Source organism: Kribbella sp. NPDC023972 (assembly GCF_040639075.1).
GTDB lineage: Bacteria > Actinomycetota > Actinomycetes > Propionibacteriales > Kribbellaceae > Kribbella.
The window spans coordinates 847,262-861,253 of the sequence record NZ_JBEZZH010000001.1 but is presented as its reverse complement, the minus strand read 5'-3'; the positions used below and the strand labels follow the sequence as shown (position 1 = coordinate 861,253).

Annotated in this window: 11 protein-coding genes; 6 read left to right on the top strand and 5 right to left on the bottom strand. The window is 68.1% G+C overall.

All coding sequences use genetic code 11. The features are described from left to right. Positions 1 to 31: 31 nt before the first annotated feature. Complete coding sequence (locus tag AB0F43_RS03835) at positions 32 to 1,207, bottom strand: hypothetical protein (RefSeq protein WP_360470203.1); 1,176 nt, start codon at positions 1,205 to 1,207, stop codon at positions 32 to 34. A 121-nt stretch (positions 1,208 to 1,328) separates the two neighbouring features. Between AB0F43_RS03835 and AB0F43_RS03830 the strand changes: the two genes are divergently transcribed. From AB0F43_RS03830 to AB0F43_RS03820, 3 genes are read left to right on the top strand one after another with little or no spacing between them, the layout of a single operon-like run. Further along, positions 1,329 to 3,548: a S41 family peptidase gene (locus AB0F43_RS03830; RefSeq protein WP_360470200.1), complete on the top strand. Its 2,220-nt coding sequence runs from the start codon at positions 1,329 to 1,331 to the stop codon at positions 3,546 to 3,548. Between the two features lie 21 nt (positions 3,549 to 3,569). Continuing rightward, the gene (locus AB0F43_RS03825) at positions 3,570 to 4,826 is read left to right on the top strand and encodes an aconitase X catalytic domain-containing protein (RefSeq protein WP_360470198.1); all 1,257 of its coding nucleotides are present in this window, start codon (positions 3,570 to 3,572) and stop codon (positions 4,824 to 4,826) included. Next, positions 4,823 to 5,233 carry a DUF126 domain-containing protein gene (locus AB0F43_RS03820; protein ID WP_360470196.1) on the top strand — a complete coding sequence of 137 codons (411 nt, stop codon included), beginning with the start codon at positions 4,823 to 4,825 and terminating at the stop codon, positions 5,231 to 5,233. The genes AB0F43_RS03825 and AB0F43_RS03820 overlap by 4 nt, the downstream gene beginning before the upstream one ends. On the opposite strand, the gene AB0F43_RS03815 is transcribed toward AB0F43_RS03820, so the two are convergent. Further along, complete coding sequence (locus AB0F43_RS03815; protein ID WP_360470193.1) at positions 5,223 to 6,407, bottom strand: MFS transporter; 1,185 nt, start codon at positions 6,405 to 6,407, stop codon at positions 5,223 to 5,225. The two genes, AB0F43_RS03820 and AB0F43_RS03815, sit on opposite strands and share 11 nt — an antisense overlap. A gap of 258 nt (positions 6,408 to 6,665) precedes the next feature. Here AB0F43_RS03815 and AB0F43_RS03810 point away from each other — a divergent pair, with 258 nt between their 5' ends. Then, positions 6,666 to 7,490 carry a phosphatase PAP2 family protein gene (locus AB0F43_RS03810; protein ID WP_360470190.1) on the top strand — a complete coding sequence of 275 codons (825 nt, stop codon included), beginning with the start codon at positions 6,666 to 6,668 and terminating at the stop codon, positions 7,488 to 7,490. Here AB0F43_RS03810 and AB0F43_RS03805 read toward each other — a convergent pair. Then, positions 7,433 to 9,643, bottom strand: a complete 2,211-nt coding sequence (locus tag AB0F43_RS03805) for a SulP family inorganic anion transporter (protein ID WP_360470188.1) — start codon at positions 9,641 to 9,643, stop codon at positions 7,433 to 7,435. The genes AB0F43_RS03810 and AB0F43_RS03805 overlap by 58 nt on opposite strands. A gap of 224 nt (positions 9,644 to 9,867) precedes the next feature. Here AB0F43_RS03805 and AB0F43_RS03800 point away from each other — a divergent pair, with 224 nt between their 5' ends. Together AB0F43_RS03800 and AB0F43_RS03795 are read left to right on the top strand one after the other, a co-directional pair. Continuing rightward, positions 9,868 to 10,641, top strand: a complete 774-nt coding sequence (locus AB0F43_RS03800) for an SDR family oxidoreductase (RefSeq protein WP_360470185.1) — start codon at positions 9,868 to 9,870, stop codon at positions 10,639 to 10,641. Continuing rightward, positions 10,641 to 11,051: a hypothetical protein gene (locus AB0F43_RS03795; RefSeq protein WP_360470182.1), complete on the top strand. Its 411-nt coding sequence runs from the start codon at positions 10,641 to 10,643 to the stop codon at positions 11,049 to 11,051. Before AB0F43_RS03800 ends, AB0F43_RS03795 begins: the two co-directional genes overlap by 1 nt. 4 nt (positions 11,052 to 11,055) lie before the next feature. On the opposite strand, the gene AB0F43_RS03790 is transcribed toward AB0F43_RS03795, so the two are convergent. Together AB0F43_RS03790 and AB0F43_RS03785 are read right to left on the bottom strand one after the other, a co-directional pair. Then, positions 11,056 to 11,781, bottom strand: coding sequence for a DUF427 domain-containing protein (locus AB0F43_RS03790; protein WP_360470180.1), 726 nt, complete (start codon positions 11,779 to 11,781; stop codon positions 11,056 to 11,058). A gap of 66 nt (positions 11,782 to 11,847) precedes the next feature. Further along, complete coding sequence (locus tag AB0F43_RS03785; protein WP_360470178.1) at positions 11,848 to 13,977, bottom strand: CBM35 domain-containing protein; 2,130 nt, start codon at positions 13,975 to 13,977, stop codon at positions 11,848 to 11,850. Positions 13,978 to 13,992: the final 15 nt, after the last annotated feature.

Sequence of the window (13,992 nt, the reverse complement as noted above, 5' to 3'; positions counted from 1 at the left end):
CCCCATCCTTGCAGCACGGTGGTCAACCGCCTCAGGGGAAGGGGATGTGCACGCTGACGCGCTCACGGAGTTGTTCGTTCATCAGCCAGAGCTCGCGGGTGGCCGGCCAGTAGGACAGGTTCTCGGTGTTCTTGGGTGCTTTGGTCCAGACCGATGTGGACACGCCGCCGGTGCCACGATGCAGGCAACTCGGGTAATCGACTCCGTCACCGATGTTGTCGGCGTACTCCGGACAGACTCCGGCGATCACGAAGTTGTTGTCGTGGGACACCGCGCCCTGCATCCCCCACACCGGCGAACTGAACGCCTCGATCGCGCGTACGACGCCGTCCGCGCCGGCGCGTGGCAGGCCGGTGGACTCGTTGAGCGGCCAGCGTACGATCCGGCCGCCGCCGCGGACGGTGTGCTCGACCGCGACGAAGGAACCGTCCCCGGCGTGATCGATCCCGAGACTGGCGAAGCACGGTTTCACACCGGTTGACGACGCACACCCGCCGCCGGCGTACCAGTAGGCGCCGAGCTGCGGCAGCGCAAAGGCGTGCCACAGCGCGTGATATTTGCCGTCGGCACCTAATCCGACCTCGCCGGTGCTGGTGTCCGTCCGCCAGATGTGCCGCAGGTCGAACACACGCAGCACCGACCCGCTGGTAGCCACCACCAGCAGGTTGCCGGACCAGAACAACCCATGCCCGTGTCCTGCGATCGCCTGGAAGTCCCCGTCCGCGGTCGGTTCGACGAGCAGGACGTGCCGATACTTGTACGTCGCGAGGTCGAGGAACGAGACGCGGATCGCCGTGTCACCGCTGCTGTGCCAGCTCGCGACGAGGACGCGACGGGCGCCACCGGCCGACTGCGCGTCGCCGGAGCCGCTGAAACCCTGCGGTATCCACACGTTCGCGTCGTCGTCCTCGCCGTCCTGCCAGCAGAAGCCCTGCGGGTTGAGCGAGGCGTTCAGGTACGTCGGATGGCAGAGGTTCCGGCCGGTTCGGTTGGACGCGGCGAGGACTTCGGTGACCCCGACCGGGGCGAGCTGGGGTTTCGTCTCCAGGTGGGCGACGCGCGCGCCGTACGTGCTGAAGGTGTCACCGGAGACCAGCTGGAAGCCGGTCGCGTCGATGCGTGGAAAGGTGGCCGCGGCCTGGGCGGACGGCAGGGGACAGACGCCGATCAGCAGGGCGGCGGTGAACAACAAACGACTGATCCGCATTCTTCGATAATCGTTGACAAGCGCCGGAAACGCGAGGGCTCGCGGGCGTTGACATCGCCGGGTGCGCGCACGACGGTGGAGGGATCGTGGCCCGGGGGAGGGCTGCCGTATTGGGGGAGAGATGTCACAGCCACGCAGCATCAAGTCCACTGCCGACCAGACGACGGCAAAGAACACCGGCACCAAGCAGCCGAGCACCGCCAAGCAGACCAGCAGCGGCAGGAAGAAGAGCGCCGGCACAAAGACGAGTACCGCCAAGGCGACGAGCACGGCCAAGGCGACGAGCACCGCCAAGAAGACGAGCACCGCCAAGAAGACGAGCACCGCCAAGAAGACGAGTACCGCCAAGAAGACGCCGGCGCGGGCCACGTCCGGCAGCAGGAGAGCAGCCAAGCAGACGATCGCGAGCACAACCAGGAAGCGTGCGAGCCGGGCCGCAGACGTCGAGGCGGCGGCCGCCGTACCGCTGCCGCAGTTCCTGGCTTCGGCCGGAACGTTGACCATCGGCCAGCGGAAGCTGCTCGTCGACCAGGCGTTGTTGCTGCTCGACCAGAACTACGTGCACCTGCCACTCAAGGCCGCGATGCACGCGGTCAACCCGTTGCAGCGGCTGCGCGTGATGCGGTCGCGGATGGAACGCCAGACCGCCGAGACGATGGAACCCGAGTGGATGTTCCACCGGCAGATGTCGAGCATCTTCCACTCGGTCCGCGACCTGCACACCAACTACCTGCTGCCGGTCCCGTTCGCCGGGAAGATCGCCTATCTGCCGTTCCTGATCGAGAAGTGCAACGACGCCGCCGGCGACGAGCACTACCTGATCACCCGGACGGTCACCGGCTACTCGGCCCCGCAGTTCGGCCCGGGCGCCGAGGTGACGCACTGGAACGGTACGCCGATCGCCCGCGCCGTCGCCCTGAACGGTGCCCAGTTCGCCGGCAGCAACGATGCCGCGAACCTCGCCCGCGGGCTGGAGTCACTCACTCTGCGGCCGCTCGTGATCCAGTCGCCGCCGGACGAGGACTGGGTGAACCTCACCTACATCGGCCTCGACGGCTCGACCCAGGAACTGCGTGAGCAGTGGAAGGTGACCGCCAACCTCCCGCCGATGACGGACCTGGACGCGATCAGCGAGACGTCCGCCTCGATGGGCCTGGATCTGGATTCCGACGAGAAGGCCCGGGCGAAGAAGGTCCTCTACGTTCGCGACGTGGTCGAGTTGGAAGGCGGCCAGAGCTCGGCCGAGTTGAGTACGCCGGCTGCCGTCGGCGGAGCGGATCTGCCGACCACGATGCCCGGGGTGTTCCGGGCGCGCGAGGTCGTCACGCCGTCCGGGACGTTCGGGCAGTTGCGCATCTTCACCTTCAGCGTGCAGAACCCGGTCGCGTTCCGGGACGAGTTCGTCCGGCTGGCCGGCCTACTGCCACAGCGTGGTCTGATTGTCGACGTCCGCGACAACGGCGGCGGGCACATCTACGCCAGCGAGTTCACCCTGCAGACGCTGACACCGCGGCGCATCGCGCCGGAGCCGGTGCAGTTCATCAGTACGCCGCTCAACCTGAGGATCTGCCGCCGGCACAAGGACAACCCGGCCGGGATCGACCTCGGGCCGTGGTTCGACTCGCTCGACCTGGCCACCGAGACGGGGGCGGCGTACTCGGCGGCGAAGCCGATCACGCCCGAGGACGGCGCGAACGACATCGGCCAGACGTACCACGGGCCGGTGGTGCTGATCACCGACGCCCGGGTGTACTCGGCGACCGACATCTTCGCCGCTGGGTTCGCCGACCACGAGATCGGCACCATCCTCGGCGTCGACGACAACACCGGCGCGGGTGGCGCGAACGTGTGGACGCACGGGTTGCTCGCCGCGCTGCTGAACGAACCGCCGCCACCGGACTCGACCTCGCCGTACGAGGCGCTGCCGAACGGCGCGAACCTGCGCGTCTCGATCCGCCGCACGCTCCGGGTCGGCGAACTGTCCGGCACACCGGTCGAGGATCTCGGCATCCGGCCGCACGAGACACACAAGATGACGCGGGCCGACCTGCTCGAAGGCAACGTCGACCTGCTGAACAAGGCCGGTGAGTTGCTGGCGGCATTGCCGGTGCGACGGCTCGGCATGACCACGTCCTTCAGCGGTACGACGCTGACGGTCACGCTGGACGTGGAAGGAATCGACCGGGTCGACCTGTACCTGGACGACCGGCCGATCAGCTCCGAGGACCTGACCGGCGCGCCGCTCAGCATCGACATCCTGGAGGTCACGCCGGGCCAGCTGCTGAGAGCCGACGGGTACCAGGCGGGAGAGCTGGTGGCCTCTCGCCGCCACACCGTCTGAAGGATGTAGGTTTTTCGGATTGTGAACAATCTGCACCTGACCGCCGAGGATGAAGGAATGCTCGGCGGTCAGGTTGGCGCCGGCGTTGCGCTGGCGATGCGGGTGGTCGTCAGCCTGGCCCGGATCGAGGGCGCACCGCGGCTGGTCGAGATCACCTCCGCCCATGTCGACTCGTGCCTGTACCACGGCCAGGTCAGCCTCGACTTCGCCCGGAAACTCGTCGGCCTCGGCGCGACCGTCCGGGTCCCGACCACCTTGAACGTCGGCTCGATGGACCTCCTGCATCCCGGCCTGGTCCGCACCGGCACCGGCGCCGAACGCGAGGTCGCGCTCCGCGGCCGCGAGCTGATGTCCGCGTACGTCGACCTCGGCTGCACCCCGACCTGGACCTGCGCGCCGTACCAGCTCCCGAACCGTCCGGGTCTCGGCGAGCACATCGCCTGGGCGGAGTCGAACGCGATCGTGTTCGCGAACTCGGTCCTCGGCGCACGGACGGATCGGTACGGCGACTTCCTCGACATCTGCGCCGCGATCACCGGACGAGCGCCGTACGCCGGGTTGCAGACGACCGAGGCGCGACGCGGGACCGTGGTCTTCGACTGCCGCCCGCTCGGCGATCGCTTCCTGCGGTCGGATCTGGCCTACCCGCTGCTCGGGCATCACGTCGGGTCTGTCGTCGGCAGCGAAATCCCTGTGCTGGTTGGCATTCCCGCGGACGCGGGCGAGGACAACCTGAAAGCGTTTGGCGCCGCGGCGGCCTCGGCCGGGGGAGTCGCGCTGTTCCACGTGGTCGGGGTGACACCGGAGGCGCCGACGGGTCCGCTCGACAAGCTGCCGAGGTACGACGTCGACCTCGAGACGATGCGACTTACCCGGAGTAAGTTGTCCACCTTCACGATGGGGGGTCTGGACGCGGTGAGCGTCGGCACGCCGCATGCGTCGTACGCCGAGTGTGAACGCCTCGCGGACCTGCTCCGCGCCGGGCCTCCGTTGAAGGTCCCCTTCTATCTGTCCACCGGGCGGGCGACATGCGCTGGCGCCGAGGAGACCGGCGTACTGCGGACACTCGAGTCCGCAGGTGTCACGGTCGTCGTCGACACCTGTACGTATGTGACGTCGATCCTGTCGCCGGCCTGGAAGAACGTGATGACGAACTCCGGCAAGTGGGCGCACTACGCGCCGGGCAACCTCAACGTCGACGTCGTCCTCGGCTCGCTGGAGGAATGCGTCGCCTCGGCGCGAGCGGGTCGCGTCGTCCTGCACGAGGTCGGCGGATGATTCCCGCGCGCACACTCCATCCCGGTACCGCAATCGGTGAGCCGATCCGCCTGGCCTCACCGTTGTCCTTCTGGGGAGGCACGGATGAGCAGGGTCGCATCGTCGACGCGCATCACCCGCAGTGCGGCACGATCCTGGCCGGTCGCGTGCTGGTGATGGAGTCCGGCCGGGGTTCCAGCTCCGCGTCCAGTGTGCTCGCCGAGCAGATCCGCGCGCACACCGCGCCGGCCGCGATCATCCTCGCGCGTCCCGACTCGATCATTGCCCTCGGCGCCCTTGTCGCCCACGAGCTCTACGGCCTGGCGACCCCAGTGGTCGTCCTCGATCGGCCGGCGTACGACGATCTCCCCACCGACCGCCAGCTGCGCATCAACGCCGACCCGGAGAACGCCACCATCAGTTGGTGACCGCAGTCCGCTGACGTCTCATCAGTACGGCGGTCGCGGCGAAAAGGGCCGCACAGGCGGCGAGGGCCACGGGTAGATCGGTCAGACGGGCGATCGCGGCGATGCCGAGACCACAGACGATCTCGCCCAGGTACTCGAGCTGGGCCAGGAACGAGTGCGTGGTCGCCCGGATGTCCGCCGTCGTTCGCGCGTTCACCCAGATCGTGCTGATCACCCGGGTCAGCGGTGTGACGATCCCGGACACCATGACGACGGCGATCGCACCGACGACTGGATCATGCGCCACTGCGAGCATCAGCATGCTGATCACCCCGGCAACGGCAGCCCAGGCGTAGTCGGTGCGGGCGTGATCGCCGTCGATGCGCTTGGCGAACACGCGCAAGGTCAACGCGCCGACGATCAACCCGGCGACGCCGAGCCCGGTGAACCAGATGACCGGATCGGGTTCACTCGGCCAGCCGAGGTCGAGCAACTGCTTCTGGGTCAGCCGCCCGGCCGCGTCGGAGGCGCCGTTGACGAGGAAGGTCGCGGCGAAGATGAGCAGGATCTCGCGACTTCGCCGGACGAGCGTCAGACCCCGCCGGAACGTGGTCCACGACGATGACCAGCGCGCGGTCCGGACCGGGACGAACCGCTGCTCGGTGAACCGAAGCGCGATGTAGACCGCGAGCGACATCATCGCCAGGCCGGCGGCGACGATCGTGATGTCGCGCCGGGTCGCCCAGGCGAGCAGGCCGAGGAGGATCAGTCCAGCCGCGGCACCCGTCAGCTGAGCCCGGGCCGCACGGGCGAGTACGGCGGTGATGCCGTCCGGCTGATCGAGTTCGTCGGTGATCCAGGCGACGTCGGACCCGCTGGCGAAGGTCCATGAGATGCCCCAGAGCACTTGAGTGGCGAGGAGCAACGGGAAGGACGAGACGAGGCCGGTCGTGATCATCGCCGTACCCATCAGCAGCTGCGAGATCACCAGCGACCACTTGCGGCTGATCGTGTCGGCGAAGACCCCGGCCGGCACTTCGCACAGCAACGCGAACACGCTCTGCACCGAGCCGATCAGCACAAGCTGGGCGGGCGAGAGGCCGGCATCGACGACCAGGTAGACGCTGGTCACGAGCCACCAGCCGTTGTGCAGCACCGCCCGCATCCACGTCCACCGCAGGAAGACGGTCACCACGTCGCCTGGGCCTCCTCTGGTCAGCTCGTCCGGCCCCAACCCTTCACTCCGGGACCGGCTCACCGCCACTGGATTTCCGGCAACGTGTGAGCTGGTTCATATTTTTCGCAACTATAAGCAAGTTGCGATAATTTGAAAGGGCGGACTGATGCGGGTCGGGATCACAGTGCAAAACGAACGACCGTTCTTGATTTTCCGCGGACCGCGGGAGCACCCTGAGAGTTCAAAGAACGAGCGTTCGGTTTGATGGGGGTCGGCATGGCGCAGATGACGCTGGAGCGGGTGGAGCAGTCGTCACTTCCGGTGGTCGTGAAACCGCGCGGCGGCGGACGGCGGATCGTTCGGGAGATCGCCCTGCTGGCGGTTCTGTTCGGGGTCTACAACCTGGGCCGCTTTCTGTCCGCGGCGCATGCCGGTTCCGCGTACGACCACGCCGACGAGCTCATCCGCTGGGAGGCCTGGCTCGGGCTGCCGAGTGAGGCGACTGTGCAGGAGCAGGCGCTGCGCATCCCTGGGCTGGCCGAGGCTGCCAACGTCTTCTACGCGAGTGTGCACTTCCCGCTGACAGCCGCGGTCCTGTTGTGGTTGATGATCCGAAGGCCGGCCGAATATGGCAAAGCCCGCTGGGCGCTCGTCTCACTGACCGGGCTGGCGTTGATCGGGCACATGTTCTTCCCGCTGGCGCCGCCGCGGATGATGCCGGGCTGGGTGGACACCGGCGTACTGCTCGGGCAGTCCGTCTACGGCCCGACGACGGACTCGGGGGTGGCGAATCAGTTCGCGGCGATGCCGAGTCTGCACGTCGGCTGGTCGTTCATGGTCGCGGTGTTCCTGATCCGCGCGACACGCTCGCGCTGGCGCTGGCTGTGGATCGCGCACCCGGTGCTCACCTTCGCCGTCGTCGTGATGACGGCCAACCACTACTGGCTCGACGGTCTGGTGGCGATCGCGTTGGCGCTGCCGTTGCTGTCGGTCTTCGACGCCCGGCGGGTGCGCCGCCCGAGGAGCGCACCCGCCGAACTCGATCAGCGTTTGGACAAGGTGCCCGCGGTGGCGAGTTCCTCGCCGGCGCGGACCAGGTAGGGCTCGCGGTCCAGGACCAGCCGGGCCGCGGCCGCCCCGATGTCGAACCACAGCCCGATCAGCTCGAGCCGTCCTTCGGCCTCGGCCGTGCGGACGCAGGCGAAACTGCGCAGGTTCGCCAGCTGTACGCCGACGTTCGCGACGGACAGTTTGTCGGCCGGCGACAGTTTCACGCCGGTCGCCGGGTCGACGATGTCCGGCAGGCCGACGGCACGACGTACCGACGGCTCCAGGTGGCGCAACCAGTTCTGCAGGCCGGAGCCGGCCGGGACGTTCGCCTCCAGGGCGGCCGCGGCGGCGCCACAGTGCGAGTGACCGCAGACCACGATCGACTTCACCCCCAGGACCTCGACGGCGTACTCGATCGCGGCGTCGACCGAGTCGCTGTTCGATCCCTTCGGCGGCACCAGGTTGCCGATGTTGCGCACGCAGAACTGGTCGCCCGGACCACTCGTGGTGATCATGTTCGGCACGATCCGCGAGTCCGCGCAGGTGATGAACAGATGCGCCGGGCTCTGCCCGTCGGCCGCCAGTTTCGCCAGCATCGGCCGGATCAGCTCGGCCGACGCCTCGAACTCGCGGATCCCCTCCAGCATCGAGACGCGCCGGTCCGGCTCGGGGATCACCTGGCGTTGCCAGGGCAGCAGCCGCCGGGCCGGGTCGGTGCGCAGCGCGGCCCGGAACGCGGCCCGGTTCAGCTCGACCGAGCCACCGCGCGCGAGGTGACCACGCCGCCAGTCCTCGATCGCCTCGTAGGCGGCGTGGTCGAGGTGGTCGACCTCCAGCTCGACCCGGACCCGCGTACCGACCGGGATCGTCCGCAACGTCCGGACCAGCGACGCGACGCCGAGGAAGACCAGCGTGCCGCGGATCCGCACGGTCCACAGCCCGTCCTGCTCGGTCGCGGTGACAGTTGCCCGGGTCAACCGATAGAGCACGCGGGCGAGGGCGAGCACCAAGCCGATCAGGACACCTTCGGCCAGTCCGAGTACTGCGACGCCGGCGGCTGTCACGACGTACACGAGCAACTCGTCGTGCCGGTGCAGGGTGCGGATGTGGGCCAGCTGGACCAGGCGCAACCCGGTGACGAGCAGTACGCCGGCCAGCGCGGCCATCGGGATGAGTTCGAGCATCGAGCCCGCGGCGAGGACGAACACCGCGATCCAGATGCCGTGCATGATCGCCGAGGCGCGGGTCCGGGCACCCGCCGCGACGTTGGTGGAGCTGCGCACGATCACGCCGGTCACCGGCATGCCACCTAGGGCGCCGGACACCGCGTTCGCCGCGCCCTGGCCGATCAGTTCACGGTCGAGGTTGCTCCGCTTGCCGCGATGAAGCTTGTCCACGGCAACGGCCGAGAGGAGTGACTCCACACTCGCCACCAAGGCGACGGTCAGCACCGCGGTGACGATCTCCATCGGGGTGCCGTCGGGCATCGCGGGCAGGATCAACTCCTGCAGCGGCTGATCCGGCAGGTCGACCCGGCTGACGTCGGCCATGAACACGGCGGCCAACGCGGTCACCGCGACCACGGCCACCAGCGGCGCCGGAATCGCCTTGAGGGTGGGCAGTCTGGGCCACACCAGCAAGATGACGACGGTAAGTACGCCGGCCAGCACCGAATGGGGGTGATGGGCAACAAGCTGGCCGGGCAGCTCCGCCAGGTTGGCGATCAATGAACTCTGCGCCTGCCCGCCGAGCACCACGTGCAACTGCTGGGCGGCGATCGTGACGCCGATCCCGGCGAGCATGCCGTGCACCACAGCGGGAGAAAGAGACAGGGCGAGCCGCCCGATCCGGGTGACGCCCAGCAGGATCTGCAAGAGGCCGGCGGCGCAGGTGATGCCGGCGGTCGCGGCCCAGCCGAACTGGCTGACGAGGCCGGCGACGACAACGGTGAGGCCGGCGGCGGGACCGCTGACCTGCAACGTCGAGCCGCCGAGCGCGCCGGCGACCACACCGCCGACCACCGCGGCCACCAGACCGGCGATCAGCGGGGCACCGGACGCGGCGGCGATCCCCAGGGAGAGTGGTACTGCGATCAGGAAGACCACCAGCGAGGCCGGTAGGTCATGGTGAAGGACCAGCTTCCAGGTCCTGCGTTCAGGCGCAGGACCACCGTTGGAAGCGGGCGGGGAATGGGAAGTTGACATGGTCGGCACGGGTCCCTCCGGCGTCGGGTGCTCTCGGCATCAGGCGTCGAAACAAAGAGTGTCGATCTGGTCACTCATCGTACTGGGCTGTTCAAGCTCACAACAGCGACAATTCCAATTCGTTGCCGAAGGCCCGTGATCCCGACAGCTGACGATTGCTCAGGGCATCGATCAGGTCGCCTAGACTCGAGCGGAGTACGACGCGCCGAGTGCTGAGGAGTGACGTGGATCTGCAACTGTCCGGTCGGACCGCGGTTGTCACCGGAGCCAGCAAGGGGATCGGGCTGGCCTGTGTGGAGGCGCTCGCCCGGGAGGGGGCGAAGGTGATCGGGATCTCCCGGGATGCCGGGAATCTCGCCAAGGCGCAGGAGCAGCTGGCGGGCAAGGGTTTGAGCTACGACGTCCTGGCGGTCGACCTCACCGACGCCGACGCGACGAAGGCCGCGTTCGGGCGGATCGGCGTACCGGACATCCTGATCAACTGCGCGGGAGCGGCCCGCCGTACCCCGGTCGACGAGCTCGACAGCGTGGCGCTGCATGCGGCGATGGAGGCGAAGTACTTCACCTACATGCACGCGACCGAGGCGGTCATCCGCGGGATGGCCGAGCGCGGCAGCGGCGCGGTGGTGAACGTTGTCGGCCAGGGCGGCCGCGCGGCGAACCCGTTGCACATCGGCGGCGGCGCGGCCAACGCGGCGCTGATGCTGGCGTCGGTCGGCTACGCCAAGGCGTACGCCGGCCAAGGCGTCCGGGTCAACGTGATCAACCCCGGGATGACCCGCACCGCCCGGGTCGACGAAGGACTCGAGGCCGCGGTCCGGGCCAGCGGCCGCCCGAAGGACGAGCTGCTGGCGGAGATGGTCGCCGAGATCCCGATGGGCCGCGCCGGCGAACCCGCCGAGGTCGCGAATGTCGCCGTCTTCCTCGCCTCCCCACTGGCCAGCTACGTCACCGGCGCGATCATCACCATGGACGGCGGCGTGACGTCGGCGATCTGATGTTCGGGATCGGCGAGCCGGCCGGCCGGATCGCGCTCGCCACCGGCCTGCTGACGGCCGCCACGGTCACGATCGGTGGTATCGCCGCCAGCCAGGCGAGTGCCGCGGGCTGCTACGACAGCAAGAAGTTCTTCGAGAAGAAGTCCGGTACGACGCTTGTGCCACAGGGGATCTCGTGGTTCCGGACGACGAGCAACTGCCGCGATATCAACGTCCAGTCGGCCATGTGGATGGAGACCGGCGCGAACGTCACGGTCTGCTTCCGACGCAGCGGTTGCCAGGATCGCTGGACCTGGATCCCCGCCGGCGGCAAGGGCTGGAAGGTCGTCGCCTCCAACGTGAAGGACGGCACCGACTACAGATTCGAGTTCGCGAGCACCGCAGGATGGCAGGGCTACCGGGCGGAGTGACGTCTCAGTCCGAGAACGGAGTGACCGGGCGTTCCTGGGGTACGCCGTCCAGCGTGATGTCGACTCGCTCGTCGAAGAAGGCGACGAGTCCGGCCACCGGCAGCAAGGCTGCGGTCGGGAAGTCGTACGACCAGGCGACGTCCCGGCCGCCGACGGACCAGTACGCCGTGGTGCGGCCCTTGTAGGGACAGGCGGTCCGGCTGTCGCTCGGCGTGAGGTTGTCGAAGTTCACCTCGGGCCACGGGAAGTAGTAGCGCGGCGGCAGGCCGGTCTCGAAGACGATGACGGCCGATCGGGATGCGGCCAGGACCTTGCCGTTCACCTCGACCTTGACGTGCCGGCCGGACCGGATCGCGTCGCATCGCGCATACGGATTGCGTGGATGGACGAACACCTCCTCGTCCTCCTCGAACCAGCGGTCCAGGGCCTCCCACTGGAACCGAACCCGATCCTTGGCGACCCCGTCGTCGTACACCCACCCCTTGCCCGACCCCGCGGTGTGCACCCGCGCGACCCCGTGCTCGAACGCCTTGGTCTCACCCGTGTCGGTCAGTACGCCGTCCGCCACGTCGGCGACCGGGACGTAGTACTGCGGGTACGGCGGGAACTCCCACAGGTAGATCGCATCCGTCGTGTCCAGTACGACGCGATTGCCCAGCGTCGCGCGGATCCGCCGGGGGACCGGCGCGGTGGAGCCGGCAGGGACCAGAGGTTCGGGATAGGCGCTCATGGATCCAGTAAAGGCGTGGGGCCGGCCCCAGGGAAGGCCGGCCCCACTCGGGGGTTTCTTTCAGGATCAGACGGTGATCCAGTCGATGTCGGCGATGTAGCCGGTCGGGTTGTGCACCTTGATCGAGTTGGCTCCGGCCTGGAGCTTCATCGGCAGGTAGGTGACCTGCGGCGTACCCCAGTCGTTGTCGCCGAGGCCGTGGTAGTTGACCCAGTAGGTGTCGGCGTCGTTGACGGTGAGCATGCTCTGCCGGCTGGTGTCGCCGTCGGTGTAGGCGATCTTCACCAGGTAAGTCCCGGTGGTTGGCACGGTGATGTTGTTCAGCGTCACTGTGGCGTCACCGCCGATGTTGCCAATCTTCGCGCCACCCGAGCACAGGGTGCAGCCGGAGATGCTCGCGTTCCCGGTCAGCGTGCTGGTCGGCGCCTCGGCCTCGTACCTCACCGGTCCACCCGATTTCGAGGTGAACATGGTGATCGGCGCGCTGGCCTCCGACGTACGTCCGTTGGCAACACCCTTCACGGTGAAGGTGTACTGCGTCTGCGGCAGCAGCCCGGTCACCACCACGTTCGTGCTCGAGCTGGTCGCCACCTGCTTGCCATTGGCATACATCTTGTACGACGAGGCACCGGTGCTCGGCTGCCAGTCGAGGCTGACCGTCGTACGGCTGACGTCGGTCGCGGTGAGGTCGGCCGGCTTGCTCGGCGTCGCCTTCGCGTTCGGCATGATCTTGTAGAGCTTCGAGCCGTGCGCCGGCAGCGCCGCGCTGACCTGGCCGCTGACGTTCCTGGTGTTCTGGTCCGCCCAGATGTCGCGGACGGTCGCCGTACCGGTGATGCCGAGCTGGTCGAAGTTCCCCGTCACCGTGGCGGGGGTCTCGGCCAGGTTGAACAGGCCGACCGTGACACTGCCGTCGGCGTTCTTGGCGTACCAGACCTGCTGCAGCTGGTCCTGGTTCAGCGGGCGGGCCGGGTTGCCGGACTGGTTGATCGCGATGACCTCGCGGTTGGTCAGCAGCTTCAGGCCGTACGCGTCGAGCTTGGTCATGTCGTCACCGACGAACAGCGGTGCGGCGTTGATCGCCCAGAACGTCATGTAGCTCTGCCGCTCGGCCTCGTTCAGGCCGTCCATCGCACCCACGCCGACGTTGACCGCGTCCAGGTTGTTCCAGTGGCCCGGGCCGGCGTCGTCGATCCACTGCGGCAGGTCCCACCAGCGCTGCTTCACCGAGCCGTCCCAGCGGACGATGGTGTCGCAGTAGCACTCCACGTCGGTGTCGATCCGCCAGCCGTTCGAGTTCTGCTTCCAGACGTCGGCGTACCGGTGGCTGAGCGACCACGACAGCGTGTACATCATCGGGCGGCCGGAGTTCTGCACCGCGCGCCACCACGCCTCGACATCCTCGGTGTTGTTGTGGTTCGGATCGTCCGGAGCGCCCTTCCAGGAACCCGGGCCGACACCGTCCATCTTGATGAAGTCAACGCCCCAGCCGGCGAACAGGTTCGCGATCGAGTCGGCGTACTTCTGTGCGCACGGGCTCTCGTAGTTGATCTTGTAGGCCTGGTCCCAGCCGTTCGTGGTGCGCAGGTCCGGGTAGACGATGTCGCGGGTGAAGCAGCCCGGCGCGTTGTAGATCGGCGTGTTGCCGTCGCGGTAGACATCGAAGCCGAGACCGACCACGGTGTAGATGCCGAACTTCAGGCCGAGCTTGTGGAGGTCGTCGCCGACTGCCTTCATCCCCCGCGGGAACCGCTTCGGGTTCGCGACCGGGCGGCCGTACTCGTCGCCGCCGAGCTGCCAGCCGGCGTCGATGTTGATGTACTCGTAGCCGTACGGCTTGAGCTTGGTGGCCATCGCCTGGGCCTGGGTGAGGATGTTCTTCTCGCTGATGAAGCTGCCGGGGCCGTCCGGGTTCACACCCGGGTAGTTGGTGGACTGCAGGCTCCAGCTGCTCCAGCCCATGTACGGCTTGGCCGCGACCTGCGGGTACGCCGCCGGCACCTTGGCCGACTGCGTCAGGTCGGGAATGCCCTGGAAGGTGGAGTCGGGCTCGGCCGGCATCGGTTTGGGGCCTGGCTGGATCGCTGTTGGCTGGGCCGCATCGGCCGGTGCGATCGCCGCGGCCGTCGACACCAGGGCGACGGCTGCGATCACGGCGGCGGTGGTACGGCGTCCTGGGAGGCGCGAGTTGAACACGATGATGATCCTCCG